The sequence below is a fragment of the Rhizobium album genome (assembly GCF_003122325.1).
Lineage (GTDB): Bacteria > Pseudomonadota > Alphaproteobacteria > Rhizobiales > Rhizobiaceae > Metarhizobium > Metarhizobium album.
This window is the reverse complement of sequence record NZ_QFBC01000002.1, coordinates 643,324-667,942: the sequence shown is the minus strand read 5'-3', so window position 1 is coordinate 667,942 and position 24,619 is coordinate 643,324. Positions and strand designations below refer to the sequence as shown.

Below are 24,619 nucleotides of genomic sequence, written 5' to 3'. Positions count from 1 at the left end.
ATCGACATGTGCGTCGCACTATAATGCACTCACAAGTCGTGACCGGATGCAGCGTGAGGAAAAGAAGTCATGCCAATGGCGACGGGCCTTATTGAAACGAGCAGCGCCTTGCGTTTTTTGCAGCAGCTGTCAAAGGATTTTGGCCAGGAACCTGCCGATGGCGGTCGCGAGGCGTGTGCGGAAGCGGCCATGCCCGGAGGCGGCGTCGCCCGCATGAATGCCGATGAGGGCGGATTGACGGTAACGCTTCTCTCCGACGATCCCGCTGTCATTGCCCTGTCGAAGCGCCTCATCGAAGGCTACATCGCCAATTGTCCGTTCCGCGAGCAGCTCGACCACGTCGAATGGGTCGATCGCGACGATCCGGTCGCCAGCTTCAGCGACGCATGAAATCCCCGAAAATATCCTGAAGTTCGCTGATCCGCCGGGTACGCTGGCTTGTCGCCTCTCCGCCGGCCACGATGACGGATGTCAGGAGAAAGTCCAGCAGCGCGGTCAGTGGCGTAAAACTGTCCCACATCCTCGGGCGCGTCGTGGGAAGGACCAGCGTGAGGTCGGCGGCTTCCCGCGACCAGTCGCAATGCGGGTCGGTGATCAGCAGCACCTTGTGGCCGGCTTTTTTCGCCGTGCGGGCCAGCGTGCGCGACTTGGAGGCAAAACGGCGGCAGGTGATGACGATGAGCAGGCTGTTGCCTGCATCGCGGCCGAGCAGTTCGGCATAGGTGCCGTTCTGGCCGTCCATGTAACGAACCTTGTCGCGGGCATAGGTCAACTGTTCGGTGAAGTAGCGTGCAACGCCGCCGATATTGTGGAAGGAGGCCACAAAAACCTCGTCGGCAGAGATGATTGCCTGAACCGCGGCGGCCCAGATCGGCTGGGTTGTCATGGTGTGGAGTTGCTGCAAGGCGTCGATCTGTTTTGCCATCATCTCGGTAAGCAGCTGCCCGTCCTGCATGTCCTTGTGCAGGACGTCGAGGTGATCGTTGACCTGCCATGCGGAGAAGACGGCGTTGTCGTTGCTGTCGGGCCGTATCTCGCCGAGGCCTTGGTAGCCGAGCGTACGCAGGAAACGCCCGACGGTCATCGGGCTGAGATCGAGCTGCACGGCGATCGATGCGGCCGTTTCCACGGAGAGATCGGAGAGGTGATCGGAAAAATACTTGGCAATCTTGCGCTCGGCAGGCGTCCCGCTCCTGGCGTACTGCTGCAGTTTTTCAACGAGGTCTTGCACGCCCCTTCGCCTTTCGCCCGGCGTATCGAGCCCTTGGCCGACACGCATGCCATCCAGACGGACAGGAACAGGAAGCGTCCCGAAAAGAGCCGGAAAATAAGCGGGTTTGCCTGCCACCTCTGCCGTTCTGTTCTTATATTAGGATCATCTTTATTTTCAAGTGTTCGGCGTGGAATATTTCCGCTTGTGGAAGGATCTTCTTTCCGCAGGATTGTAGACGGGTCTCCTTGTCCGGGCCGATGCGCTTTCCTACTTCTAGGCAATCTTGGAAAAAGGACAGTTGCATGATCCTAGACGCTGCCCGGCTCGCCTTCTTCAATCTTTTCGCGCCGCAGACGCGGTCGGTATTCTGGAAGGTACTTGGACTGACCATCCTGGTCCTGGCCGGATTGTGGTTTGCCTTGCGCAGCCTGTTCATCCATTTCGCGCTGCCCTGGATCGACAGTTTCCTGCCGGGAATTCCCGACTGGGCGGGATGGCTCGCATTCGTCTTCGGCATTTTCGCCAGTATCGGCCTGGCCTTGGCGCTCGGCCTGCTTCTGTCGCCCGTCACCGCCGTCATCGCCGGCCTGTTCCTCGACGACGTGGCCGAAGTGGTGGAGAAGCGCGATTATCCGGGCGACGCGCCGGGCCGGGCGCTGCCGCTGGCGGAGGCGATCAGCGGATCGATCAAGTTTCTCGGCGTCGTCATCGTCGGCAACTGCATCGCCCTGCTGCTGCTGTTCATTCCCGGCGTTAACCTGATGGCGTTCTTCCTCGTCAACGGCTACCTGCTCGGGCGGGAATTCTTCGAGTTCGCCGCCATGCGCTTTCGCTCGCCAGCCGATGCGCGGCTGTTCCGTTCACGGCATTCGGGCACGGTTTTCCTTGCCGGCCTGTTGATTGCGGCGTTTCTGGCCGTACCGCTGCTCAACCTGCTGACGCCGCTGTTTGCCGCCGGGCTGATGGTGCATCTGCACAAACTGCTGTCGAAGCGCGATGGGATTGCCGCACCGCGCTGACGACTGCGGTCATTGCGGCAGGGCGGATGCCTCATACATGGCGGCGAATTCCGCGTTGGGCGGGATCGGCTTGATAATGTCGATCAGCACGCCGTTCGGATCGGCGGTGATGAAGTGCCGCTGGCCGAAATCTTCGTCGCGGATCTCCTTGAGGATCGGCAGGCCTGCGCCGCGGCACGCCTCGTAGACGGCGTCGACGTCGTCCACCTCGAAGTTCAGCAGCAGGCCGGAAACCTTGCCGCGGCCTTGCTCGGGAACGGTTTCGTGCGTGCCGTCGAGCACGGCGAGCGTCACATGCTCGTCTTCGCTCGATTGCAGGTGCACGTACCAATCGCTTTCGAACAGCGGCCGGAAGCGGAAATGGGCGCAATAGAAGGCGGCCGTTCCGGCGACGTCGTCGGTCATGATGACGGGGTAATAGCTCGTCGATTTCATCTCTTTTCCTCCGGCGCATATTTGCGTACAATCTGTATGTTTTATTAAATAACATGCATGCAGTTTGTACGTAAAGAGGAAAAATGAGCCGCAGCAATCGTGAACGCACCGAGGCAACCAGGCAGGCGCTGATAACAGCGGGTCGCAGACTGTTCGTCGACCGCGGTTATGCCGAGACGCCGACCCCCGACATCGTGACGGCCGCCGGCGTAACGCGGGGCGCGCTTTATCATCACTTCGAGGACAAGAAGGCGCTGTTTCGCGCTGTCGTCGAGCAGGAGGCGGCAGCCGTGGCGCTGGCAATCGAGGCGGGGTCGGCAGACGTCACCACGCCGCGGCAGGCGCTCCTGGCCGGTGCTTCGGCCTATTTCGATGCCATGGCGGTCGAAGGAAGGACACGGCTTCTGCTGCTGGAGGCGCCGGCGGTGCTTGGCCCTTTCGACATGGCGGCCCTCGACGGCGACCATGCCGAGGCTTCGCTGCGGAGCGGCTTGCTGGATGTGGTGAAGGGATCGCGGTCGGAGGCGCTTCTCGGGCCGCTGACCGCACTGTTGTCCTCCGCCTTCGACCGGGCGGCCCTTGCCATCGCCGGCGGTGGCGATCGCGCCGGATACGAAGCGGCGATCGCTCTCCTACTCGACGGCCTCACCGATGAGCTGCGGCGGTAACTCGACGAGCGGCGCTGGAATATCCACGGTCTTTTCGGGCGATCGACAGAGGTCGGCGATGATGCAATGCTCGCATTCGGGTCGCCGCGCCTTGCAGGTGTAGCGCCCGTGCAGGATCAGCCAGTGATGGGCGTGGTAGAGATAATGTTTCGGAATGGTCCGCAGCAGGTTTTCCTCGACCTCGTCAGGGGTCTTGCCCGGCGCCAGCAGGATGCGGTTGGCGATGCGGAAGATATGGGTATCGACGGCCATCGTCGCCTGTCCGAAAGCCATGGAGAGAACGACGTTGGCGGTTTTGCGGCCCACCCCCGGCAGCATCACAAGTTCATCGCGTGTCTGCGGCACCTCGCCGCCGAAGCGTTCGATCAGCATGCGCGACAGCGCGATGACGTTTTTCGCCTTGTTGCGGTAGAGGCCGATGGTCTTGATGTAAGCGGTGACGCCTTCCTCACCGAGCGCCAGCATCTTTTCCGGCGTGTCGGCCACCTTGAAGAGGCTGCGCGTCGCCTTGTTGACGCCGACGTCGGTGGCCTGCGCCGACAGGGCAACGGCCACGACCAGCGTGAACGGGTTGCTGTGTTCCAGTTCGCCTTTCGGTTCCGGACGCTGCACCGAGAAGCGGCGGAACATCTCCTCCAGCTCCGCCTTGGTATAGGCGGTTTTGGCAAGGCCGGTTTTGGCAGGGCCGGTTTTGCGACGCGGTGCCGCATTTGACTTTTTCAAACTTTGGGTGCTGGATTGCGGCGCAGGTTTTTTCATGGAGAAGCTATATCCAACCGCCATGGCAGAAGGCAACGCCGAGACATTCAACGACCAGCCGGTTTTTGCAGCCGAACTCGTGCCCTACCGTTCGCTGGGGGGCAAGGGGTTTCGAGTGCTGCTGCTGATCACCGGCGTCATCTGTTTTGTGCACGGCCTGTTCTTCTGCATAACGGGCGCCTGGCCGGTCGGCCTGTTCTTCGGCGTGGATTTCCTGCTTCTGTGGGGTGCCTTCGCGATGAACTACCGGGCCGCTAAGGCACGGGAAGAGGTGACGGTCTCGCGCACCAACCTGTCGATCCGCAAGTTTGCGCCGTCCGGCCGAATGGTCGAGCATTGTTTCAATCCCTTTTGGGCGCGCTTCCGCGTCCGCCGGCATTCGGAGATCGGCATCGTCTCGATGCATGTCGCCGGCGAGGGGCGGCGCACCGATATCGGCTCCTTCCTCAATCCGGACGACCGCGAAAGTTTCGCCAAGGCGATGACCGGCGCACTGGCCACCGTGCGCCAAAGGATCTGAAAACCGGCAAGAATCGGGTGGTTTGTCCCGGCCTTTCGTGGTCTTGTCGGGGCCAAGGAGAAAACCGATGAACATGATCGCGAACCTGAAAACCGATATCACGCCTGAAGGCCCGGACTACGAAACCGTCCGCAAGGTGATCGAACTCATCTCGGAGGACTACCGTGACCAGCCGTCGCTGGAGACGATTTCCGCGGCGCTGAACCAGTCGCCGACGCAGCTCCAGAAGACGTTCACGCGCTGGGCCGGACTGTCGCCGAAAGGTTTCCTGCAGGCCGTGACGCTGGACCACGCCAAGCGGCTTTTACGGCAGGAAGAGCTGCCGCTGCTCGAAACGTCGCTGGAGGTGGGACTGTCCGGCCCGGGGCGCCTGCACGACCTTTTCGTCACCCATGAGGCGATGTCGCCGGGCGAATGGAAGGCAAGGGGCGGCGGCCTGACGATCCGCTACGGCTTCCATCCGTCGCCCTTTGGCATTGCGCTGGTGATGGCCACCGATCGCGGCCTTGCCGGGCTTGCCTTTGCCGATGTCGGGCAGGAGCAGCCGTGCCTGGAAGACATGACCTGCCGCTGGCCGAATGCCGAATATATCGAGGACAGCGAAGCGACGCAGTCTTACGCCACGCGTATCTTCCAACCCGGCCAATGGTCGGCGGACCAGCCGCTGCGGGTGGTGCTCATCGGCACGGATTTCCAGGTGCGCGTCTGGGAAAGCCTGCTGAAGATTCCGCTCGGCCGCGCCGTGACCTATTCCGACATCGCCCAAGACATCGGCCAGCCCACCGCCAGCCGCGCCGTCGGTGCCGCCGTCGGCCGCAACCCGATTTCGTTCGTCGTGCCCTGCCACCGCGCGCTCGGCAAGAACGGTGCGCTGACGGGCTATCATTGGGGGCTGACGCGCAAACGCGCCATGCTCGGCTGGGAAGCCGGGCAGATGTAGAGCAATTCCAGCAAAAGTGCTGAACGGTTTTGCGTCCGGAATTGCGTAAAAACAAAAAGCTCCGGACGGCGTCAGGCCGAATGCTGCGTCAGGGGGCTACGGATGTCGGCGGACAGTCCATAAGCTCCAGCAAGGCCCTCGCAGCACTTTCGTCGGTGATCAGCGTGTTGCAGCCGATGCGCTTGATCGTCGCCCGGATCGCCACCGCCCGGTGGGCGCCGCCGGAGGACAGCACGATGTGTTTTGCCTTCTTCAGCGTATCGAGATCCACCGACATCACCCGCTGATTGATCGAGTGGTCGACGGAGTTGCCGTCCTTGTCGAGGAAGTTGAACATCGTGTCGCAGACGCAGCCGGCGTCGATCAGTTCGTTCAGTTCCGCCTTGGAAATCCAGCCTTCCGACAGGGATGTCGAATGCGGGCCGATATCGCCGCAACTGACGATGGCGAGGTCGAGCGTTTCCGCCAGCCGGTAGATCGTGTCCAGGCCGCATTTTTCCACGAGATTGCGTTTGGTCTGGACGGAATCCACCAGCAGCGGCGCCAGGAACATGTAGCATTCGGCGCCGAGCTGGCTGGCCAGCCGCCAGGAATAGTCGATCGGGTTGGTGACGTGCACGGCGACGATGCCGCCGAGCAGCGAGACGACCTTGCAATTGTCGCGCCGCGGCGGGCGGAAGCTGGAAAGCGACGCCGTCATCGTCCGGCCCCAGCCGACGCCGATGGTGCTGTCGTCGGCGATCACCTCCGACAGAAACTGGCCGAGCGCCATGCCGACACCCTTGGCCAGCGTATCGACATCGCTGGAAACCGGCGCCGGCACCACGATCGCCTCGTCGAGTCCGTAGGCGCGTTCCAGCTTCACGGCGAGTTCGACGCAATCGCCGATGCCTTCATTGATGAAGATCTGCACCTCGGAGCGCTTCATCGCCTCGTCGAGCAGGCGGATGACGGTCGTGCGGCTGATGCCGAGTTGCGTCGCCACATCCTTCTGCGTCAGGCCCTGGTTGTAATAGAGCCAGGCGGCCCGCAGGCGCAGCGAAGCGGCCTCTGAATAGGCCGTATGCGTGCCGCGTCTGAGCTTGACCACGAAGCCTCCGGGATTTTCTTCTGGCGACCGTGATCGCCGATGGCTGTGATATTGAGGAGGATGGTACTTATGTCAACTCCAATGCGCAAATGTCCTTGACTTTTCGCCCCGACACTGGCGATAGTCCGGCCACGAAACCAGCCCCATGGTCGCGCGTTTATCTTATGCGCCGCAAGGCGGGTCAGAGGTTCAACAAGGGACAGAGACGATGACTTCCAAGCTTGACCAACTGCGCCAGATGACCACCGTGGTGGCCGATACCGGCGATATCGAGGCGGTTACCCGCCTGAAACCGGTCGATTGCACCACCAACCCGACCATCGTGCTCAAGGCGCTGGGCACCCCGATGTTTGCCGATGCGGTCAAGGAAGCGGTCTCTTGGGGCAAGTCGCAGAACGGCTCCAGCGAGGGCGTCGTTGCCGCCGTCGCCGACCGCCTGGCGATCTCCGTCGGTGCCGCCCTCGTCGGCCTCGTGCCCGGCCGGGTCTCGACCGAAGTCGATGCCGACCTGTCCTTCGATACCGAAGCCTCGATCGCCAAGGCCCGCCAGATCGTCGCCGCCTACAAGGAACGCGGCATCGGCCAGGATCGCATCCTGATCAAGCTCGCCTCCACCTGGGAAGGCATCCGCGCCGCCGAAGTGCTGCAGAAGGAAGGCGTCGACTGCAACCTGACCCTGCTGTTCAGCAAGGCCCAGGCGATTGCCTGCGCCGATGCCAAGGTGTTCCTGATCTCGCCCTTCGTCGGCCGCATCATGGACTGGTACGCCAAGTCCACCGGCAAGACCTACACGGCGGAAGACGATCCGGGCGTGCTTTCGGTCCGCTCGATCTACGACTACTACAAGACCAACGGCATCGACACGATCGTCATGGGCGCCTCGTTCCGCAATGTCGGCGAAATCGAAGCGCTGGCCGGTTGCGACCGCCTGACGATCAGCCCGGCGCTGCTCGAGGAACTCTCCAAGGCCGAAGGCACGCTGGAGCGCAAGCTTTCGCCGGATAAGGCGGAAAAGCAGGAGCCGGTCAAGGTCGACGAAAAGACCTTCCGCTGGATGATGAACGAAGACGCCATGGCGACCGAAAAGCTGTCCGAAGGCATCCGCCTGTTCGGCAAGGATCTCGGCGCGCTGCGCGCCATGGTCCAGAAGGAACTGGCTGCGGCCTGATTTTTCCGCACGACGGTTTGCCCCTTGCCCCTTCCTGCTTGCGCGGGGAGGGGTTTTGTTATGTGATCGCGGCAAGACGGCAGGAGTGAAGGCATGGCGGACAAGAATGGGCTGGAGCGCGGGGGTGGTCCACTGGTTTTCTTCCGCCGGCACCAGAGCCTGACGATCGGTGTTGTCGCCGGCGTAGCGGTGTTCGCCTTCCTCACCTCGGCACAGTTGACGGCCGACAACCTGCTGCTCGGCTGGGTCGTCGGGGCGCTGATCTATATCGGCCTGACATGGTACCGGATGCTGACCACCAACCTGCACCGGCTTCGCCGCCGTGCCGCGGCGCTCGATTTTTCCGATAGCTTGCTGCTTATTCTGGCAAGCGGCGCGGCGCTCGCGAGCATGGCGGGCATCGCGGTGGAGCTTCACGGGCTGAAGGATACCGTGCCTTCGGATATCTGGATTCGCGCCGGTGTGGCGGTGTCGACGATCCTGATCTCATGGGTTTTCCTGCATACCTTGTTCACCGTCCACTATGCGCACCGCTATTATGCCGGTGCGCAGGGCGGAGAGGGTTTGAAGTTTCCCGAAAATCCGCAGGAGCCGGTTTTCTGGGATTTCCTGTATTTCGCCTTCACCATCGGCGTGGCGGCGCAGACGGCGGACGTCTCGATCAGCTCCATGCCGATGCGCCGGCTGGCGCTGCTGCATTCGGTACTGTCGTTCTTCTTCAACACGACCGTGCTGGCGCTGGCGGTGAATGTCGGGGCGAGCTTCGTCTAGAATTATTTGCAGAGCCGAACCTTCTTCACCACCGGATTGCCGTAGGCATCATAGCTGCGCACCTTCTTCACCCAGCAGGTCGGCACCCGGCCGTATCCGTCCGACACCTGCTGATAGGAGGCGACCGAGGAACAGTCCTGATAAGCGGCGAGGCTCGGGGAGGTGGCGGCGAGAAGAGTGATGACGGCAACGGCAAGAGAGGGCAGAAGACGCGACAATGATGTTCTCCTTGCGCCGTTTCGGATCGGTCGGCGCTGCTTCGGTGGAGCGGACGGGCCTGTCCCATCCGTTGAGAACACAATCTCACAGGCTTGCCGCCTGGTCTGTTCCGGCCGGAACAGGCGCCGTCACGCCATATGGAAGACGGTTTGCAGCGGCACGGCCACCGGCTCGTTGTCAGGCCTGGTTTCCATGATGTCGGCCATATGCGCCCACCAGCGCTGCATTACGGCGTGTGCGGGCAGATCGGCCATGCGGTGATCGTCGGTGCGCCAGAGCACGCCGAACAACAGGCCATATTCCTCGTCGAGGTGGATGGAGTAATCGGTAATGCCGGCTTCCTTCAGGAGAGCAACCAACTCCGGCCAGATGGCGTCGTGACGCGCCTTGTATTCCTCCGTCATGCCGGGGTTGAGCCGCATGCGGAACGCGTATTTTTCCATGGTGATCCTCCCTGCCCGCCGGATCTTTGCCGTGCGGGCAAGGGGAAGGCAAGCGGCATCAGGCGCCTACAGGGCGCGAAATCTCGTCGAGATACCAGTTGATGTAGCGCAACTCGTTCTGCTCCATCGGCGCGATCGGGCCGGGTTCGTAGAAATGCGAGCGGACGCCGCGAGATGTATGCTCGATAATCGCCTTGTCCTCGTCGGTGGTCACCGTCCAGAGCCAGGTCAGCTTGTCGAAATCGTAATCGACGCCGGCCTCGGCCTTCTCGTCGACAAGCCAGATCAGTTCCATCTCGCAGGCTTCGACGCCCCGCGGAATGAAGCGGTAGATCATGCCGTGGTCGGCGTAGCAGACGAGGAAGGAAGTGCCGCCGAGATGGATGGAGGTGACGCCGCCGTCGAAATCGCTGAAACGACCCATCAGGGTCGACAGCGGCGAACCATCCTTGCTGCCGGTCTTGACGCCGTCATAAAGCGCATAACGGAAGGCGTGGATGGCTTCCTTGTTGTTGCGCGAGGTCTGCCAGTGATCGCCGGAACCGACGTCGATGCCGAGCGCGCAGGTGCGGGCTTCCATCTTGGCGTTCAGTTCCTCGATCATGTGCAGCGGCTGTTCCAGCGCATGCGTCTCGGAATATTCCGGATGCGCCGGGCCGCAATGGTAACACTCGACATAGTTCTCGACCGCGAGTTTCCAGTTGGCGTCGACCGGATAGGTCTGGCGATGGGCGACCTTGGCCTTGCCCCAGCCATACTGGCCGGCGGTGGCATGCAGCAGGTTTTCCACCTCGGAAAAATCCAGCGGCTCCTTGGCGAAGGAGATGAAGACCAAGCCTTCGACGACGCGCACATGCAGCTTCTTCAGCCCGTGGTCCTCGCGCTTGAAATCCTTCGGCATCAGCCGGGCCGCCTTCAGCGCGCCGTCATTGCCGTAGGTCCAGGCATGGTAGGGGCAGACGAAGGCCTTGGCATTGCCCTTTGGCTTGGTGCAAACCTCGGCGCCGCGGTGGCGGCAGAGGTTCAGCATGGCATGTACGGTGCCGTCCTTGGCGCGCGTCAGGATCACCGCTTCCGAGGCGAGCTTGAAGACTTCGAAATCGCCCGGGTTGGGAATGACGCTTTCATGGGCGAGACAGTGCCAGTGGCGGAAGAACACCCGCTCCAGGTCCCGCTCGTAGATCTCCGGATCCATGTAGAAGGGGCGGGTGAGCGCATAACCCGGACGATGGGCGGCGACCAGCTGGTCGATGCGGTCGAGGGGTTTTTCGCGGGTTTTGATTTCGGGCGCGAGCATGATGTTCATCTCCTTGAAGACAAACCGGAAAATCCGCGTTCCGGCGCGCGTATGGTGTCTGTTGCGGGAGCCTCTTGCTCCCTCTTCTCCCCGCTGGGGAGAAGAGGTTACATCCGCACCCGCTCGGCCTTCGGATCGTACATCGGCGCCAGCGAGGCCTCGGCCTTCACCCGCGTGCCGGCAATCTCGATTTCGTAAGCCGAGCCCAGCACGTCCGCCTCGCTTTCGCCCTTGCACGGCACGTAGCCGAGGCCGATGGCGCCGCCGAGGTGGTGGCCGTAATTGCCCGAGGTGACGATCGAGACGATCTTGCCGTCACGCACCAGCGCCTCGTTGTGGAAGAGCAGCGGCTGCGGATCGGTCAGCTTGAACTGCACCAGCCGGCGGTCGAGCCCGGCCTCCTTCTTGCGCAGCACCGCATCGCGGCCGATGAAATCGCCCTTGCCGGTCCTGACGGCAAAACCGAGGCCGGCTTCGAGGACGTGGTCCTCGTCGGTGATGTCGTGGCCGAAATGGCGGAAGGCCTTTTCGATGCGGCAGGAATCGAGCGTGTGGATGCCGCAGAGTTTCAGGCCGAGATCGCGGCCGGCGTCCTCCAGCGTTTCGAACACATGCGCCGTCTGGTCGGAGGAGACGTAAAGCTCCCAGCCGAGTTCGCCGACATAGGTGACGCGGTGGGCACGGGCGAGACCCATGCCGATCTCGATCTCTCGCACCGAGCCGAAGGGATGGGCGGCATTGGAGAAATCGTTCGGGCTGACCTTCCGCATCAACTCGCGGGCCTTCGGCCCCATGATGCAGAGCACGGATTCCGCCGCCGTCACATCGGTGATGACGACGAATTCTTCCCTCCCGAGGTTGCGCCGCAGCCAGGAGAGGTCGCGCTGCAGCGTCGCGCCGGGCACGACGAGGAGATAAGCGTTTTCCGAAAGGCGGGTGACCGTCAGGTCGCTCTCGATGCCGCCGCGATGGTTGAGCATCTGGGTGTAGACGATCCTGCCCGGCTCGACGTCCATCTGGTTGGCGCAGAGCCGCTGCAGGAAAGCGAGCGCATCGCGGCCCTCGACGCGGATCTTGCCGAAGGAGGTCATGTCGATGAAGCCGACGCCGTTGCGGATCGCCAGATGTTCGGCCTTCTGGTTCTCGAACCAGTTCTGCCGCTGCCAGCTATAGCGGTATTCCTGCTCCTGGCCCGGATTGGCATACCAGTTGGCGCGTTCCCAGCCGGCGACTTCGCCGAAGACGGCGCCACGGGCCTTCAGGTGCTCGTGCAGCGGCGTGCGGCGCACGCCGCGGGCGGTCGCCATCTGGCGGTAGGGGAAATGGTCGGCATAAAGCAGGCCGAGCGTTTCCGTGACGCGTTCCCTGAGGTAGGTGCGGTTCTTCTGGAAGGGCTGGGCGCGGCGGATATCCACTTCCCAGAGGTCGAAGGGCGGCTCGCCGTCGTTCATCCACTGCGCCAGCGCCATGCCGGCGCCGCCGGACGAAACGATGCCGATGGAATTGTAACCGGCCGCGACCCAGTAACCCTTCAGCTCCGGCGCCTCGCCGAGATAATAACGGTCGTCGGGCGTAAAACTTTCCGGGCCGTTGAAGAAGGTGTGGATGCCGGCGGTTTCCAGCATCGGCATGCGGTTGATGGCGTTTTCGAGGATCGGCTGGAAGTGGTCGAAATCCTCCGGCAGCTGGTCGAAGCAGAAATCCTCCGAGATGCCGTCCATGCCCCAGGGCTTGGCTTTCAGCTCGAAAGCGCCGATCAGCATCTTGCCGGCATCCTCCTTATAGTAGGTGCATTCATCGGGCACGCGCAGCACCGGCAGCTGCTTCAGGCCCGATATCGGCTCGGTGACGATGTAGAAATGCTCGCAGGCATGCAGCGGCACGGTGACGCCCGAAAGGTTGCCGAGCTCACGGCCCCACATGCCGGCGGCGTTGACGACGTTTTCGGTCTCGATCGTGTAGGTTTCGCCGTTCTGCTCGCAGGTGACGCCGGTCACCCGGCCGTCTTTCCTGAGCACGGCGGTGACCTTGACGTTCTCGATCACCGTCGCGCCGTTCTGCCGCGCACCCTTCGCCAGCGCCATGGCGATGTTGGCGGGGTCGCACTGGCCGTCGAGCGGCAGATGCACCGCCGCCTTGACATCGGCGGTGTTGAGGTGCGGATACATGCCCTTAACTTCATCGACGGTGATCTCGCGCACATCGACGCCGAAGGCGCGGGCAAGCGAAGCCTGGCGATAGATCTCTTCTTTGCGCTCCTCCGTCAGAGCCACCGTCATCGAGCCGCATTGGCGCATACCGGTGCCGATGCCGGTTTCGGCTTCCAGCTTGACGTAGAGGTCGGCGGAATATTTCGCGAGCCGCGTCATGTTCTGCGAGGCGCGCAGCTGGCCGATCAGGCCGGCGGCATGCCAGGTCGTGCCCGAGGTCAGCTGCTTGCGCTCCAGCAGCACCACGTCCGTCCAGCCGAGCTTGGCCAGGTGATAAGCGACGGAACAGCCCGATACGCCGCCGCCGATGATGACGGCTCTCGCCTTGTTGGGGATCGCCTTCATCTTTAAGCCCTCAGCCTTTCATTCTTCGGATCCCACAGCGGCTGGTCTTCCTGCACCACCGCCGCCCGGCGTTCGCCGTAGATTTCCACCTCCACCTGCGTGCCCGGCACGGCGAGGTCGGCGCGCAGCATGCCAAGCGCGATGGATTTGGCCGTCCGGAAACCCCAGTTGCCGGAGGTCGTCTCGCCGACCACCTGGCCGCCATGCCAGAGCGTCGACATGTAGGGCGCATCACAATCGCCGGCATCGACGGTCAGTGTCACGAAACGTTTCGAAACGCCTTGCTGCTTTTCGCGTTCCAGCGCAGCCTTGCCCTTGAAGTCCGGTTTCGTCCAGTCGACGAAACGTTCCAGCCCGCCCTGCAGCACGGTGTAATCGGTGGAAAGATCGCCTTTCCAGGCGCGATACCCCTTTTCGATGCGCAGGCTGTCGAGCGCCTCCATGCCAAAGGGTTTCAGGCCGTGCTTCTGGCCGGCGGCCCAGACGGCGTCGAAAATCGCAGGTGTATCCTCGACCTTCGAATGGATTTCCCAGCCGAGCTCGCCGGCGAAGGAGACGCGCACCAGCTGGCACCATCGGCCGGCGATCTGTGCCGACTGATGCGTCAGCCAGCCCTTGGACAGATCGGCGTCGGTGACCTCGGCAAAGATGTCACGCGCCTTCGGGCCGGAGAGGATCTGGCAGGAGAAGCCGGTGGGAACGTCGTCGATGGTGAATTTGGCGCCAGCGGGAAGATGCTTCTTCAGCCATTCGAGATCGTGCCACTGGGCGGTGGCGGCGGTGATCAGGAAGAAGAAATCCTCCTCCAGCATCATCACCGACATCTCGGTGACGATGCGGCCCTTGTCGTCGGCGAAATAGGCGAGGCCGATGCGGCCGGGTTTCGGCACCTTGCCGGTGATCAGCGACGACAGCCACTCGGTCGCGCCTTCGCCCTTGACGCGGTAGCGCGAAAAGCCGGGCAGGTCGAGGATGCCGGCGGCATCGCGCACGGCGAGGCATTCCTCTTCGATGCGCGGCGACCACGGCCCCTGCCGATCCCAGGTCTGGGTTGCTGCCTCGGACGTGTCGTCGCCGGGCCTGGCGTACCACATGGCACGTTCCCAGCCGTTATAGGGCTTGAACTGGGCGCCGAGGGCGGCGATGCGGTCGTGGATCGGCGAAAGCTTCCTGTCGCGGCCGGCCGGCCAGTAATGTTTCGGGAAATGCATCGCATATTCATGGCCATAGATTTCCATGCCCTTGGCGATGCAATAGTCCTGGTCGGTGTAATCGGTGTAGCGGCGCGGATCGCAGGACCACATGTCCCACTCCGTTTGGCCCTCCGTCACCCATTCGGCGAGCACCTTGCCGGCGCCGCCGGCCTGGCAGATGCCGAAGGTGAAGACGCAGGCCTCGAAGGCATTCGGCACGCCGGGCATCGGGCCGATCAGCGGATTGCCGTCGGGCGCATAGGGGATCGGGCCGTTGATCATCTTCGACAGGCCGGCGGTGCCGAGAATCGGCACACGCTCGATGGCATCGTTGAGATACCACTCCAGCCGCTCCAGATCGTCCGGGAAGAGCTGGAAGGAAAAATCCTCAGGCATCGGATCGTCCGGGGTGATCCAGTGCGCCTTGCAGTTCTTTTCGTACGGGCCGAGGTTCATGCCCGTCTTTTCCTGGCGCAGGTAATAGGAACTATCGACGTCGCGCAGCAGCGGCAGCTTGTGGCCGACTTCTTTCGTCCAGGCGGCAAGCTCGGGGATTTCCTCGAACAGCATGTATTGATGGCTCATCACCATCATCGGCACGTCGCGGCCGAACATTTTGCCGACCTCGCGAGCATAATAGCCGGCGGCGTTGACGACATATTCGCAGCGGATGTCGCCCTTCGGCGTGGAGATGACCCACTCGTCGTTTTCCCGGCGGGCGCCGGTGACGGGACAGAAGCGGATGACCTTGGCGCCCATGTCGCGCGCGCCCTTGGCGAGCGCCTGGGTGAGCTGCGCCGGGTCGATGTCGCCGTCATAGGGATCGTAGAGGGCGCCGGTCAGGTCGTGGGTTTCGAGGAAGGGATAGCGGCTCTTGATGTCGTCGGGGGTGAGGATATCGAGATCCATGCCCTGGTAACGGCCCATGCCGACGACACGCTTGAACTCCTGCAGCCGCTCCTTCGAATGGGCGAGGCGGATGGAGCCGGTGACATGATAGTTCATCGGGTAATCGGCCAGCGTGCCGAGGTCACGATAGAGCGACGCCGAATAGCGCTGCATGTTCATGATCGACCAGGAGGAGGAGAAGGTCGGCACGTTGCCGGCCGCATGCCAGGTGGAGCCTGCGGTCAGCTCGTTCTTTTCCAGGAGCACGCAATCCGTCCAGCCGGCCTTGGCCAGATGATAGAGCGCCGACGCGCCGACGGCGCCGCCGCCGATGATCACGACACGGGTTGTTGATGGCAATTCCGACATGCAGCGTTCCCTCGTTTTGACGTCAGTCTTCGCAATGAAATTGACGCTCATCAAGCGGTGGGATTTTGTTTTATTGATCGAAGTTTTCGATTAGATTTGCCGAGACTGGATGAGGCTTCATGGAAATACGCGTCAAAAAATGCAGATCGAACTCATCGAAACCTTCCTCGACCTCATGGAAACCCGCAGTTTCAACCGCACTGCCGAGCGGATGAACCTGACGCAATCGACCGTTTCCCACCGCATCAAGGCGCTGGAATCCTCCTTCGACCGCAAGCTCTTCACCCGCAACAAGGGCGGAACGGTGCCGACGGCTTCCGGCCTGCGTTTCCTCGACCATGCCAAGGCTCTCCAGCGCCAGTGGCACGAGGCGGCGCGGGCGGTGGAAAGCGCCGGCACCTATGAGCGGTCCATGCGCATCGGCGTGCAGCACGACGTCGCCGAAAGCCTGGCGGGGCACTGGATGCAGGCGATCCGCCGGGACCTGCCGGCCACCTCCATCTATATGGAGGCGGATTATTCGATCCAGATGAACCGGGATCTCGCCGCCGGCGACCTCGACCTCGCCATCCTCTATACCCCGCAATACCTGCCGGACCTGCATTACGAACGCATCGGCGAGATGACCTATCTGCTGGTCGCCACCGATGCGCAAAGCGTCGCCGATCTCAAGGCCGAGACCTATATCCAGGCGGTCTATTCCCCGGCCTTCGACCGGGCGCACCGGCTGGCGCTGCCGCATCTTTCGGCGCCGCCGCTTGCTTCCGGCCAGAACGTCGCCATCACCGGCCTCTTGCGGACGCTGGGCGGCGCGGCCTATGTGACGGCCGCAACGGCGTCCGCCCTGGTTGCGGAAAACGCGGCGCGGCCGATCGCGGATGCGCCGCCGATCGCCCAGACGGTCTATGCCGCAACCAGCGTCCGCACCCGCCACGCCCACCAGCACCGCCGTATCATCGGCGTGATGGCGGAGCTTCTGGAGCGCGATGCTTTTCCTTTGAAGTGACCAGACCCTGCGAAATGATCAGGCCCTGCGAAATGACCGGGCTTACGCCGCTCGTGGCGAGAGCCGGCGCGGGGCGTTCCACGGCATGCGCTGCAGCAGCATGGCGAGCCCGCACCAGCCGCTCAGCCCGGCAATCGCCAGCATCGTGCCTGCAAGGCCAGCGACGCCGAAGCCGGCGGGGTATCCCGCAAAGCCTGCGAGGGTGGCGAGAAGCACCAGCGTCCCGACGACGATCTGGACCTGGCGGAAGATCGGGATGCCGGTCGAGGCAGCGGACACCCCGCCGGCGACGGGCAGGCCCGCGCCCTTCCAGGCTTCGATGCCGCCGGCAAGATTGTAGACCGGCCGGTTGCCTCGTCCCATCGATGCGATGTCGCAGGCCGCCGCGCCGCGCCCGCCCTTCTGGCATTGAAAGATGACCGGCCTGTCATCCGGCAGCCCGTCGAGCAGGCCTGAAACGGAGGAGAGCGGCATGGACACCGCCAGTGCTATATGTTCGGCCCGGAATTCGTCCGGCTCCCGCACGTCGATCAGCACGGCCTTGCCGGTCCTTATCCATTCGGCTGCAGTTTGTGGTGTTATCGTTTCGGTGGCGGGCATGAGCTTCGGTCCTTTGCACAGAAGTGGCGATAGAGCACGGCCATGATTTCCATCACGGCCGGATGGGCGATGAAGTAATAGAGCGTGCGGTGATCGCGCCGGTAGTCGACCAGCCCCTCGGTTTTAAGCTTGGCGAGATGCTGGGACATCGATGTCTGGGCAAGGCCGGTCGCTTCGATCAGCTCGCCGACGCTGGCTTCGCCCTCCGACAATTTGCAGAGGATCATCAGCCGGTGACCGCTGGCGAACCCCTTGAGGAAGGCCGACACGTCATCCGCCTTGTCAGCCATGTCCGTGAGATCGACCGGAAAATTCATGCTCTCTCCTTTACAATTCATAAAAAAGTAATATCATGAAAATATAAATTGTAAAGGAGAATTCGATGCCCAAGGATTACGTTGCCATAACCCGCGACATTTCCGCCTATTCGGGCGAGATGCGCAAAATCGTGCCGGAGACCATGCAGGCTTTTTACGGCCTGTCGAAATCGGCGTCTGCGGCCGGTCATGTCGATGCGAAGACGAAAGAACTGATCGCGCTGGCGATCGGCGTCACGCAGCGATGCGACGGCTGCATCGGCTTCCATGCCAAGGCGCTGACCCAGATGGGCGCGACGCGCGAGGAAGTGGCCGAAGTGCTGGGCATGTGCGTCTACATGGGCGGCGGTCCCGCTCTGATGTATGCGGCGGATGCGCTGCGCGCCTTCGACCAGTTCGCTGGCGTGGCGGCGGCCTGATTCTGCTGCACGGGGTGCGCTTGTTTCGGCGGCGGCCCCGTGCTCTAACCTCGTCCCATGGCCTTCACCTTCCGACAGCTCCAGTATTTCGTCGCCGTTGCCGAGCAGGGTTCGGTGACGCGGGCGGCGCAGAATCTCTCGATCTCGCAATCCTCGGTCACCGAAGCCTTGAAGGAACTGGAAAGCGATCTCGGAGTGGCCCTGTTCGAGCGGCATCCGCGCGGCCTGTCGATCACCCATAACGGCCACCAGTTCCTGCGGCATGCGACGAAGATCCTCGCCACCGTTTCGGATGCGCGCAACAGCTTTTCCGGCGGCCTCGCCACCCGGGGCGGCAAGCTGAACATCGGCGTCACATCACTGGTCGCCGGTTATGTTCTGTCCGACCTGCTTGCCCGTTTCCGCCGCGCCTGCCCCGAAGTCGATGTGTCGGCGATCGAGGACAATGGCGGTTATCTCGAACACCTGCTGATCGGCGGCGAACTGGATGTCGCCGTCATGGTCATCTCCAACCTGCGCGACCGCATGGCGCTGCAGGCGGAAATCCTCGAAACCTCGCCCTATCGCCTCTGGCTGCCGATGGGGCATTCGCTTGTATCTGCCGACATCATCTCGGTGGCCGATGTGGCGCGCGAGCCGTTGATCATGCTGACCGTCGACGAAATCGAGGAAAACACCGGCAAGCTCCTGTCGGCGCTCGGCGCCCGTCCGCATGTGGCCTTCCGCACCCGCTCCGTCGAAGCGGTGCGCAGCCTCGTCGCCACCGGCGCTGGCGTGGCGCTTCTGCCCGATCTCGTCTACCGCCCCTGGTCGCTGGAAGGCGACCGGATCGAGAGCCGCGACGTCTCCGGTTCGCTGCCGGTGGTGCAGGTCGGCATGGTCTGGCGCAAGGGCTCCAGCCTGCCGCAATCGGCACGCGATTTCATCGGCATCGCCGAGGCTTTGCGATCGGCCCGGCCTCGCTGATCGGGTCGATATCGGAAATTCCGATTTCAACTTTCTGATAAATGAATTTGCGAATACGGCGAAATCGCGTCACTGTCTGCCTGGGAACAAACGCCACGAATGTGGACAGAAGGGAGACTGCCGATGACGACGTTCATGCGATCCTGCACAGCGCTTGTCGCAACTTTAAGCTTTGCTACGCAAGTCATTGCAGCCGAACCGCTCAAGGAACTGGGCAAGGGCGAAGGTGCGGTCAGCATCGTTGCCTGGGCCGGTTACATCGAGCGCGGCGAAACCGACAAGAATTACGACTGGGTGACCAAGTTCGAAGCCGACACCGGCTGCAAGGTCACCGTCAAGACCGCCGCCACTTCCGATGAAATGGTGGCGCTGATGAACGAAGGCGGCTTCGACCTCGTCACTGCTTCGGGCGACGCCTCGTTGCGCCTCGTTGCTGGCAAGCGCGTCCAGCCGATCAACACCGATCTCATCCCGAGCTGGAAGACGATCGACGAGCGGCTGCAGAACGCGGCCTGGCACACGCAGGACGGCGTGCATTACGGCACGCCCTATGTCTGGGGCGCCAACGTGCTGATGTACAATACCGATGCCTTCAAGGACAAGGCGCCGGACAGCTGGAACGTCGTCTTCGAAGAGCAGACCCTGCCGGACGGCAAGTCGAATTCAGGCCGCGTCCAGGCCTATGACGGGCCGATCTACATCGCCGACGCCGCACTCTACCTGATGACCCACAAGCCGGAACTCGGCATCAAGGATCCCTACGAGCTGAACGAGGACCAGTACAAGGCGGCCCTCGACCTGCTGCGCGGCCAGCGCAAGCTGGTCGGCCGTTACTGGCACGACGCGATGATCCAGATTGATGACTTCAAGAACGAAGGCATCGTCGCCTCCGGTTCATGGCCGTTCATGGTCAACCTGCTGACCGCCGAAAAGGCCAAGATCGCCTCCACCTTCCCGAAGGAAGGCATCACCGGCTGGGCCGACACCACCATGCTGCATGTCGACAGCGAACATCCGAACTGCGCCTATATGTGGATGGAGCATTCGCTTTCGCCCAAGGTCCAGGGCGATGTTTCGGCCTGGTTCGGCACCGTTCCGTCCGTTCCGGCGGCCTGCAAGGGCAATGAACTGCTGACCGACAGCGGTTGCGCTACCAACGGTTACGAGCATTTCGACCAGATCAAGTTCTGGAAGACGCCGCGTGCCAAGTGCGAAAGCCAGGGCGAGTGCGTTCCGTATCATCGCTGGGTCTCGGACTACATCGGTGTGATCGGCGGTCGCTGATTTCTTCCTTCTCCCCGGTGGGGAGAAGGTGGCCGAAGGCCGGATGAGGGGGCGACGGCGCGGCATTTTCGCCCGTCGCCGATGCTCCGGCCGTTTGCGGCTTCGCCGCTCACCCCCTCATCGCCTCGCAAGCTCGGTACGTCTCCCCGTTGGGGGGAAGCGGGAATTCGTGTCATCCGGAAGCCTGTTTAAAACCCGATTGAGAGACACGCTCAGTCAATTCGGAGCCCCCCATGACAGCCGCAGTCGAATTCCAGAATGTCTCCCGCCATTTCGGCCAGGTCCGGGCGGTCGATGGCGTCAATCTGACGATTGCGCCCGGCGAGTTCTTCGCCATGCTTGGGCCCTCCGGTTCGGGCAAGACCACCTGCCTGCGGCTGATCGCCGGCTTCGAGCAGCCGACCGGCGGGCATATCGAAATTTTCGGCGAGACGGCCGAAGGCGTGCCGCCCTACCGGCGCAACGTCAACACCGTCTTCCAGGACTACGCGCTTTTCCCGCACCTCAACATCCTCGACAACGTCGCCTACGGGCTGATGGTCAAGGGCGTCGACAAGGCGACGCGTTACCGCGAGGCGGAAGCCGCCCTCGAACTGGTGAAGCTGCCGGGTTACGGCGCCCGCCGGCCCGGCCAGCTTTCCGGCGGCCAGCGGCAGCGCGTGGCGCTCGCCCGCGCCCTCGTCAACAAGCCGCGGGTGCTCCTGCTTGACGAACCGCTCGGCGCACTCGATCTCAAGCTGCGCGAACAGATGCAGGAAGAGCTGAAAAGCCTGCAGCGGGCGCTCGGCATCACCTTCGTCTTCGTCACCCACGACCAGGGCGAGGCCCTGTCGATGGCCGACCGTGTTGCCGTCTTCAACAACGGCAACATCGTGCAGGAAGGCACGCCGGAAGAGATCTACAAGCAGCCGAAGGTGCGTTTCGTCGCCGATTTCGTCGGCTCATCGAATGTGCTCGCCCCAGACGTGATGAAGCGACTGGGCGGCGAGGCCCGCTGGGCGAGCCTCAGGCCGGAGGCGATCCGCCTGAAACCGACCGGCGAGGGCGTACCGGCCAAGGTGCTGCAGGCAAGCTTTCTCGGCGCCTCGAACCGCCTGCTGGTCGAAGCCGGTGGCGCGAAACTGCATGTCATGCTGCCCGCCGACCAGGCGGTTCCCGCCATCGGTTCCGATATCGCCCTCGGCTGGGGCCTGGCCGATGCCCATTACATGGATGATGCGGCATGACCAGCGCAGCCACAACCTCCATCCTGCCCCGCCGCGGCGGCTTTTTCGGCGCCCTGTCGGATGCCTTCTGGCGCCGGCCGAAACTTCTCCTGTTCCTGATGCTGACGCCGCCGCTGCTCTGGCTCGGCATCATCTATATCGGCTCGCTGCTGGCGCTGTTGCTGCAGAGCTTCTTTTCGGTCGACGAATTTTCCGGGCTGATCAATTACGAATTCACGCTGGCCACCTATGCCGAACTGCTGCGGCCGGCGAATTTCGACATCATCCTGCGCACGGTGATCATGGCCGCGGCCGTCACGCTGTTTTCCGCCGCCATCGGCTTCCCGATCGCCTATTATGCGGCGCGTTACGCCAAGGGCAAATGGAAGGCGATCTTCTATCTCGGCATCATGCTGCCCTTGTGGTCGAGCTATCTCGTCAAGATCTATGCCTGGAAGCTGATCCTCGCCAAGGAAGGCATCCTCACCTGGATCTTCGCCAAGCTGCATCTGCTCTGGCTTCTGGACGGCATCCTCGCCTTGCCGGTCATCGGCGGCAACTCGCTGTCGATCAGCTACATCGGCACCTTCCTCGTCTTCGTCTATATCTGGCTGCCCTACATGATCCTGCCCACCCAGGCGGCGCTGGAGCGTGTGCCCGGCAACCTCCTTGAAGCCTCGTCTGATCTCGGCGCCACGCCGCGCCAGACGTTCCGCACCGTGCTCCTGCCGCTGGCGCTGCCCGGCATCATCGCCGGCTCGATCTTCACCTTTTCGCTGACGCTCGGCGATTACATCATCCCGCAGATCATCGGTTCGTCCAGGCTGTTCATCGGCCAGGCGGTCTACAGCCAGCAGGGCACGGCCGGCAACGTGCCGCTGGCCGCCGCCTTCTCGGTGGTTCCGATCGTCATCATGGCCATCTACCTCTGGATCGCCAAACGCCAGGGAGCTTTCGATGCGCTCTGATCGCGGCCACCGCGCCCCGCTTGTCCTGAAAATCGCCGCCGGCGCCGGATTGCTGTTCCTGCACCTGCCGATCCTCTTGATCTTCGTCTACGCCTTCACCACCGAGGAAAAGTCCTACCAGTGGCCGCCGCCGGGCTTTACCACGCAATGGTTCGCGGTCACCTGGAACCGGCCGGATGTCTGGCAGGCGCTCGGTCTCTCGGTGCAGGTCGCGACGATCGCCACCGCCATCGCGCTGCTGCTCGGGACGCTGTGTGCCGCCGCCGTCAGCCAGACGAAGTTTTTCGGCCGGGAGGCGATCTCGCTGCTCGTCATCCTGCCGATCGCGCTGCCCGGGATCATCACCGGCATCGCGTTGCGCTCCGCCTTCAGCCTGTTCGACATCCCGTTTTCCGTCTGGACCATCATCCTCGGCCACGCCACCTTCTGTGTCGTCGTGGTCTACAACAATGCGGTCGCCCGCTTCCGCCGCACCTCGGGTTCGCTGATCGAGGCCTCGATGGACCTTGGCGCCGACGGTTTCCAGACCTTCCGCCATGTGGTGTTGCCGAACATCGGCACGGCGCTGCTGGCCGGCGGCATGCTCGCCTTCGCGCTGTCCTTCGACGAGGTCATCGTCACCACCTTTACCGGCGGCCAGCAATCGACGCTGCCGATCTGGATGCTGGAGGAACTGATCCGGCCGCGTCAGCGCCCGGTTACCAACGTCGTCGCCATGGTTGTCGTGCTCGTCACCTTCCTGCCGATCTTGGCGGCCTATTACCTCACCCGCGACGGCGACCAGGTCGCCGGCAGCGGCAAGTAACGACCATGTCAAGGGAGAACGCCATGGATACCGAGATGCTGATCGGATCCCGCTTTGAAGCGGGCACGGAGGCCGACGAGCACGTCCTCAACCCCAAGACCGGCGAAACCGTGCTGGACCTGCCGGAAGCCTCGCTCGGCCAGATCGACGCGGCGGTGGATGCGGCGGAAAAAGCCTTCCTCTCCTGGTCGCAGACGACGCCCGGCCAGCGCTCGGCCTACCTTCTGAAGATCGCCGATGCCATCGAGGCGGACGCGGAAGCCTTCGCGGCACTTGAATCGCTGAATTGCGGCAAGCCGATCAATGCCGTGCTCAACGACGAGCTGCCGGCCATCGTCGACTGCTGGCGTTTCTTCGCCGGTGCTGTCCGGTCGCTGACGACGCCGGCGGCGGGCGAATACCTGCCGGGCCATACCTCGATGATCCGCCGCGATGCGATCGGCATCGTCGGCTCGATCGCGCCGTGGAACTATCCCTTGATGATGATGGCCTGGAAGCTGGCTCCGGCGATTGCCGGCGGCAACACCGTCGTCTTCAAGCCTTCGGAACAGACGCCGCTGACGGCGCTCAAGCTCGCCAAGGTCTTGGCCGAGGTGTTGCCGGAAGGTGTGGTCAACGTCGTGCTCGGCCGCGGCGAGACGGTCGGCAACGCCTTGATCAACCATCCGAAGATCAACATGGTGTCGATCACCGGCGACATCGCCACCGGCAAGAAGGTGCTGGCGGCGGCGGCGAAAACCGTCAAGCGCACCCATCTGGAACTCGGCGGCAAGGCGCCTGTCATCGTCTATGACGACGCCGATCTCGAAGCCGTGGTCAACGGCATCCGCACCTTCGGTTATTATAACGCCGGCCAGGATTGCACTGCCGCTTGCCGCATCTATGCCGATGCGAAGATCTACGACCGGCTGGTCGCCGACCTGTCTTCGGCCGTCTCGACGATCAAGCTCAACCAGGCCGACGATACCGAAAACGAGATCGGCCCGCTGATCTCCCGCCGCCAGCGCGACCGCGTCGAAAGTTTCGTGACGCGTGCCCGCGAACACAAGCATATCGAGGTGACGGCAGGCGGTTCCGTGCTCGGCGACAAGGGTTTCTTCTTCCAGCCGACGGTAATCGCCGGCGCCACCCAGGACGACGAGATCGTCCGCCGCGAGGTGTTCGGCCCGGTGGTTTCGGTGACACGGTTCGACGAAGCCGAGCAGGCGATCGCCTGGGCGAACGACAGCGACTACGGCCTTGCCTCCTCCATCTGGACCAAGGACATTTCAAGGGCGATGAAGACGGCAGCCCGTCTGCAATACGGCTGCACCTGGATCAACACCCACTTCATGCTCTGCAACGAAATGCCCCACGGCGGCGTCAAGCAGTCCGGCTACGGCAAGGACATGTCGGTCTACGCGCTGGAGGATTACACCGCCGTGCGCCATGTGATGATCGCGCACGGCTGAGGAAGATATGATTTTGGCCCAACCCCTCGTGCATTCAGAGGGGTTGGGAAG

The 24,619-nt window shown here is 62.9% G+C and carries 26 protein-coding genes; 15 read left to right on the top strand and 11 right to left on the bottom strand.

Annotated elements, in window-relative coordinates:
- Nucleotides 1-69: 69 nt before the first annotated feature.
- Complete coding sequence (locus tag DEM27_RS07415; RefSeq protein ID WP_109457553.1) at nucleotides 70-390, top strand: DUF2218 domain-containing protein; 321 nt, start codon at nucleotides 70-72, stop codon at nucleotides 388-390.
- Here the strand turns inward: DEM27_RS07415 and DEM27_RS07410 are convergent.
- Nucleotides 377-1,231, bottom strand: a complete 855-nt coding sequence (locus tag DEM27_RS07410) for a MurR/RpiR family transcriptional regulator (RefSeq protein ID WP_165823361.1) — start codon at nucleotides 1,229-1,231, stop codon at nucleotides 377-379. The genes DEM27_RS07415 and DEM27_RS07410 overlap by 14 nt on opposite strands.
- A gap of 284 nt (nucleotides 1,232-1,515) precedes the next feature.
- Between DEM27_RS07410 and DEM27_RS07405 the strand changes: the two genes are divergently transcribed.
- A complete protein-coding gene (locus DEM27_RS07405) occupies nucleotides 1,516-2,232 on the top strand; it encodes a sulfate transporter family protein (protein WP_109457551.1) in 717 nt (238 codons plus the stop codon).
- Between the two features lie 9 nt (nucleotides 2,233-2,241).
- Here the strand turns inward: DEM27_RS07405 and DEM27_RS07400 are convergent, their stop codons facing one another.
- On the bottom strand, nucleotides 2,242-2,667 hold the full coding sequence (locus DEM27_RS07400; protein ID WP_109457550.1) for a VOC family protein: 426 nt from the start codon (nucleotides 2,665-2,667) through the stop codon (nucleotides 2,242-2,244).
- A gap of 83 nt (nucleotides 2,668-2,750) precedes the next feature.
- On the opposite strand from DEM27_RS07400, the gene DEM27_RS07395 reads away from it, so the two are divergent.
- A complete protein-coding gene (locus tag DEM27_RS07395) occupies nucleotides 2,751-3,335 on the top strand; it encodes a TetR/AcrR family transcriptional regulator (protein WP_109457549.1) in 585 nt (194 codons plus the stop codon).
- Here DEM27_RS07395 and nth read toward each other — a convergent pair.
- Entirely contained in the window at nucleotides 3,300-4,094 is a 795-nt protein-coding gene (gene nth / locus DEM27_RS07390; RefSeq protein ID WP_109457548.1) for an endonuclease III, read from the bottom strand. The genes DEM27_RS07395 and nth overlap by 36 nt on opposite strands.
- A 22-nt stretch (nucleotides 4,095-4,116) precedes the next feature.
- On the opposite strand from nth, the gene DEM27_RS07385 reads away from it, so the two are divergent.
- Both DEM27_RS07385 and DEM27_RS07380 read left to right on the top strand, forming a co-directional pair.
- Complete coding sequence (locus DEM27_RS07385) at nucleotides 4,117-4,614, top strand: DUF2244 domain-containing protein (RefSeq protein WP_109457547.1); 498 nt, start codon at nucleotides 4,117-4,119, stop codon at nucleotides 4,612-4,614.
- Nucleotides 4,615-4,681: 67 nt separating this feature from the next.
- A complete protein-coding gene (locus tag DEM27_RS07380; protein WP_109457546.1) occupies nucleotides 4,682-5,554 on the top strand; it encodes a methylated-DNA--[protein]-cysteine S-methyltransferase in 873 nt (290 codons plus the stop codon).
- An 88-nt stretch (nucleotides 5,555-5,642) separates the two neighbouring features.
- Here the strand turns inward: DEM27_RS07380 and DEM27_RS07375 are convergent, their stop codons facing one another.
- Nucleotides 5,643-6,644 carry a sugar-binding transcriptional regulator gene (locus DEM27_RS07375; RefSeq protein ID WP_109457545.1) on the bottom strand — a complete coding sequence of 334 codons (1,002 nt, stop codon included), beginning with the start codon at nucleotides 6,642-6,644 and terminating at the stop codon, nucleotides 5,643-5,645.
- Nucleotides 6,645-6,852: 208 nt separating this feature from the next.
- Between DEM27_RS07375 and tal the strand changes: the two genes are divergently transcribed.
- Both tal and DEM27_RS07365 read left to right on the top strand, forming a co-directional pair.
- Nucleotides 6,853-7,812, top strand: a complete 960-nt coding sequence (gene tal, locus DEM27_RS07370) for a transaldolase (protein WP_109457544.1) — start codon at nucleotides 6,853-6,855, stop codon at nucleotides 7,810-7,812.
- A 93-nt stretch (nucleotides 7,813-7,905) separates the two neighbouring features.
- A complete protein-coding gene (locus DEM27_RS07365; protein ID WP_109457543.1) occupies nucleotides 7,906-8,583 on the top strand; it encodes a DUF1345 domain-containing protein in 678 nt (225 codons plus the stop codon).
- 2 nt (nucleotides 8,584-8,585) lie between these two features.
- Here the strand turns inward: DEM27_RS07365 and DEM27_RS07360 are convergent, their stop codons facing one another.
- From DEM27_RS07360 to DEM27_RS07340, 5 genes are all read right to left on the bottom strand, one after another.
- Nucleotides 8,586-8,801, bottom strand: a complete 216-nt coding sequence (locus DEM27_RS07360; protein WP_109457542.1) for a hypothetical protein — start codon at nucleotides 8,799-8,801, stop codon at nucleotides 8,586-8,588.
- A 129-nt stretch (nucleotides 8,802-8,930) separates the two neighbouring features.
- Nucleotides 8,931-9,245, bottom strand: coding sequence for an L-rhamnose mutarotase (rhaM, locus tag DEM27_RS07355; RefSeq protein WP_109457541.1), 315 nt, complete (start codon nucleotides 9,243-9,245; stop codon nucleotides 8,931-8,933).
- A 58-nt stretch (nucleotides 9,246-9,303) separates the two neighbouring features.
- Nucleotides 9,304-10,542: an aromatic ring-hydroxylating oxygenase subunit alpha gene (locus tag DEM27_RS07350; protein WP_109457713.1), complete on the bottom strand. Its 1,239-nt coding sequence runs from the start codon at nucleotides 10,540-10,542 to the stop codon at nucleotides 9,304-9,306.
- Between the two features lie 107 nt (nucleotides 10,543-10,649).
- Nucleotides 10,650-13,097: a GcvT family protein gene (locus DEM27_RS07345; RefSeq protein ID WP_109457540.1), complete on the bottom strand. Its 2,448-nt coding sequence runs from the start codon at nucleotides 13,095-13,097 to the stop codon at nucleotides 10,650-10,652.
- A 2-nt stretch (nucleotides 13,098-13,099) separates the two neighbouring features.
- Nucleotides 13,100-15,547, bottom strand: a complete 2,448-nt coding sequence (locus DEM27_RS07340) for a GcvT family protein (protein WP_109457712.1) — start codon at nucleotides 15,545-15,547, stop codon at nucleotides 13,100-13,102.
- A gap of 139 nt (nucleotides 15,548-15,686) precedes the next feature.
- Here DEM27_RS07340 and DEM27_RS07335 point away from each other — a divergent pair, with 139 nt between their 5' ends.
- The gene (locus DEM27_RS07335) at nucleotides 15,687-16,553 is read left to right on the top strand and encodes a LysR family transcriptional regulator (protein WP_109457539.1); all 867 of its coding nucleotides are present in this window, start codon (nucleotides 15,687-15,689) and stop codon (nucleotides 16,551-16,553) included.
- 42 nt (nucleotides 16,554-16,595) lie between these two features.
- On the opposite strand, the gene DEM27_RS07330 is transcribed toward DEM27_RS07335, so the two are convergent.
- The gene (locus DEM27_RS07330; RefSeq protein WP_109457538.1) at nucleotides 16,596-17,153 is read right to left on the bottom strand and encodes a rhodanese-like domain-containing protein; all 558 of its coding nucleotides are present in this window, start codon (nucleotides 17,151-17,153) and stop codon (nucleotides 16,596-16,598) included.
- Nucleotides 17,132-17,470: an ArsR/SmtB family transcription factor gene (locus DEM27_RS07325; RefSeq protein ID WP_245445694.1), complete on the bottom strand. Its 339-nt coding sequence runs from the start codon at nucleotides 17,468-17,470 to the stop codon at nucleotides 17,132-17,134. The genes DEM27_RS07330 and DEM27_RS07325 overlap by 22 nt, the downstream gene beginning before the upstream one ends.
- 65 nt (nucleotides 17,471-17,535) lie before the next feature.
- On the opposite strand from DEM27_RS07325, the gene DEM27_RS07320 reads away from it, so the two are divergent.
- The 7 genes from DEM27_RS07320 (at nucleotide 17,536) to DEM27_RS07290 (ending at nucleotide 24,568) form a co-directional block, all read left to right on the top strand.
- Nucleotides 17,536-17,889, top strand: a complete 354-nt coding sequence (locus DEM27_RS07320; protein WP_109457537.1) for a carboxymuconolactone decarboxylase family protein — start codon at nucleotides 17,536-17,538, stop codon at nucleotides 17,887-17,889.
- Nucleotides 17,890-17,946: 57 nt separating this feature from the next.
- Nucleotides 17,947-18,855 carry a LysR family transcriptional regulator gene (locus tag DEM27_RS07315; RefSeq protein ID WP_109457536.1) on the top strand — a complete coding sequence of 303 codons (909 nt, stop codon included), beginning with the start codon at nucleotides 17,947-17,949 and terminating at the stop codon, nucleotides 18,853-18,855.
- A 123-nt stretch (nucleotides 18,856-18,978) separates the two neighbouring features.
- Nucleotides 18,979-20,139 (top strand): ABC transporter substrate-binding protein, encoded by a 1,161-nt coding sequence (locus DEM27_RS07310; protein ID WP_109457535.1) that lies wholly within the window; start codon nucleotides 18,979-18,981, stop codon nucleotides 20,137-20,139.
- Between the two features lie 233 nt (nucleotides 20,140-20,372).
- Nucleotides 20,373-21,365, top strand: coding sequence for an ABC transporter ATP-binding protein (locus DEM27_RS07305; RefSeq protein ID WP_109457534.1), 993 nt, complete (start codon nucleotides 20,373-20,375; stop codon nucleotides 21,363-21,365).
- The gene (locus tag DEM27_RS07300) at nucleotides 21,362-22,312 is read left to right on the top strand and encodes an ABC transporter permease (protein ID WP_109457533.1); all 951 of its coding nucleotides are present in this window, start codon (nucleotides 21,362-21,364) and stop codon (nucleotides 22,310-22,312) included. Before DEM27_RS07305 ends, DEM27_RS07300 begins: the two co-directional genes overlap by 4 nt.
- The gene (locus tag DEM27_RS07295; RefSeq protein ID WP_109457532.1) at nucleotides 22,302-23,117 is read left to right on the top strand and encodes an ABC transporter permease; all 816 of its coding nucleotides are present in this window, start codon (nucleotides 22,302-22,304) and stop codon (nucleotides 23,115-23,117) included. The genes DEM27_RS07300 and DEM27_RS07295 overlap by 11 nt, the downstream gene beginning before the upstream one ends.
- A gap of 23 nt (nucleotides 23,118-23,140) precedes the next feature.
- Complete coding sequence (locus DEM27_RS07290) at nucleotides 23,141-24,568, top strand: gamma-aminobutyraldehyde dehydrogenase (RefSeq protein ID WP_109457531.1); 1,428 nt, start codon at nucleotides 23,141-23,143, stop codon at nucleotides 24,566-24,568.
- Nucleotides 24,569-24,619: the final 51 nt, after the last annotated feature.

Bases quoted from the DNA above. Each gene is read 5' to 3' on its own strand.
- DEM27_RS07415 (WP_109457553.1), top strand. From the start codon at position 70: ATGCCAATGGCGACGGGCCTTATTGAAACGAGCAGCGCCTTGCGTTTT.
- DEM27_RS07405 (WP_109457551.1), top strand. From the start codon at position 1,516: ATGATCCTAGACGCTGCCCGGCTCGCCTTCTTCAATCTTTTCGCGCCG.
- DEM27_RS07400 (WP_109457550.1), bottom strand. From the start codon at position 2,667: ATGAAATCGACGAGCTATTACCCCGTCATCATGACCGACGACGTCGCC.
- DEM27_RS07395 (WP_109457549.1), top strand. From the start codon at position 2,751: ATGAGCCGCAGCAATCGTGAACGCACCGAGGCAACCAGGCAGGCGCTG.
- nth (WP_109457548.1), bottom strand. From the start codon at position 4,094: ATGAAAAAACCTGCGCCGCAATCCAGCACCCAAAGTTTGAAAAAGTCA.
- DEM27_RS07385 (WP_109457547.1), top strand. From the start codon at position 4,117: ATGGCAGAAGGCAACGCCGAGACATTCAACGACCAGCCGGTTTTTGCA.
- DEM27_RS07380 (WP_109457546.1), top strand. From the start codon at position 4,682: ATGAACATGATCGCGAACCTGAAAACCGATATCACGCCTGAAGGCCCG.
- tal (WP_109457544.1), top strand. From the start codon at position 6,853: ATGACTTCCAAGCTTGACCAACTGCGCCAGATGACCACCGTGGTGGCC.
- DEM27_RS07365 (WP_109457543.1), top strand. From the start codon at position 7,906: ATGGCGGACAAGAATGGGCTGGAGCGCGGGGGTGGTCCACTGGTTTTC.
- rhaM (WP_109457541.1), bottom strand. From the start codon at position 9,245: ATGGAAAAATACGCGTTCCGCATGCGGCTCAACCCCGGCATGACGGAG.
- DEM27_RS07350 (WP_109457713.1), bottom strand. From the start codon at position 10,542: ATGCTCGCGCCCGAAATCAAAACCCGCGAAAAACCCCTCGACCGCATC.
- DEM27_RS07345 (WP_109457540.1), bottom strand. From the start codon at position 13,097: ATGAAGGCGATCCCCAACAAGGCGAGAGCCGTCATCATCGGCGGCGGC.
- DEM27_RS07340 (WP_109457712.1), bottom strand. From the start codon at position 15,547: ATGTCGGAATTGCCATCAACAACCCGTGTCGTGATCATCGGCGGCGGC.
- DEM27_RS07335 (WP_109457539.1), top strand. From the start codon at position 15,687: ATGCAGATCGAACTCATCGAAACCTTCCTCGACCTCATGGAAACCCGC.
- DEM27_RS07330 (WP_109457538.1), bottom strand. From the start codon at position 17,153: ATGCCCGCCACCGAAACGATAACACCACAAACTGCAGCCGAATGGATA.
- DEM27_RS07325 (WP_245445694.1), bottom strand. From the start codon at position 17,470: ATGAATTTTCCGGTCGATCTCACGGACATGGCTGACAAGGCGGATGAC.
- DEM27_RS07320 (WP_109457537.1), top strand. From the start codon at position 17,536: ATGCCCAAGGATTACGTTGCCATAACCCGCGACATTTCCGCCTATTCG.
- DEM27_RS07315 (WP_109457536.1), top strand. From the start codon at position 17,947: ATGGCCTTCACCTTCCGACAGCTCCAGTATTTCGTCGCCGTTGCCGAG.
- DEM27_RS07310 (WP_109457535.1), top strand. From the start codon at position 18,979: ATGACGACGTTCATGCGATCCTGCACAGCGCTTGTCGCAACTTTAAGC.
- DEM27_RS07305 (WP_109457534.1), top strand. From the start codon at position 20,373: ATGACAGCCGCAGTCGAATTCCAGAATGTCTCCCGCCATTTCGGCCAG.
- DEM27_RS07300 (WP_109457533.1), top strand. From the start codon at position 21,362: ATGACCAGCGCAGCCACAACCTCCATCCTGCCCCGCCGCGGCGGCTTT.
- DEM27_RS07295 (WP_109457532.1), top strand. From the start codon at position 22,302: ATGCGCTCTGATCGCGGCCACCGCGCCCCGCTTGTCCTGAAAATCGCC.
- DEM27_RS07290 (WP_109457531.1), top strand. From the start codon at position 23,141: ATGGATACCGAGATGCTGATCGGATCCCGCTTTGAAGCGGGCACGGAG.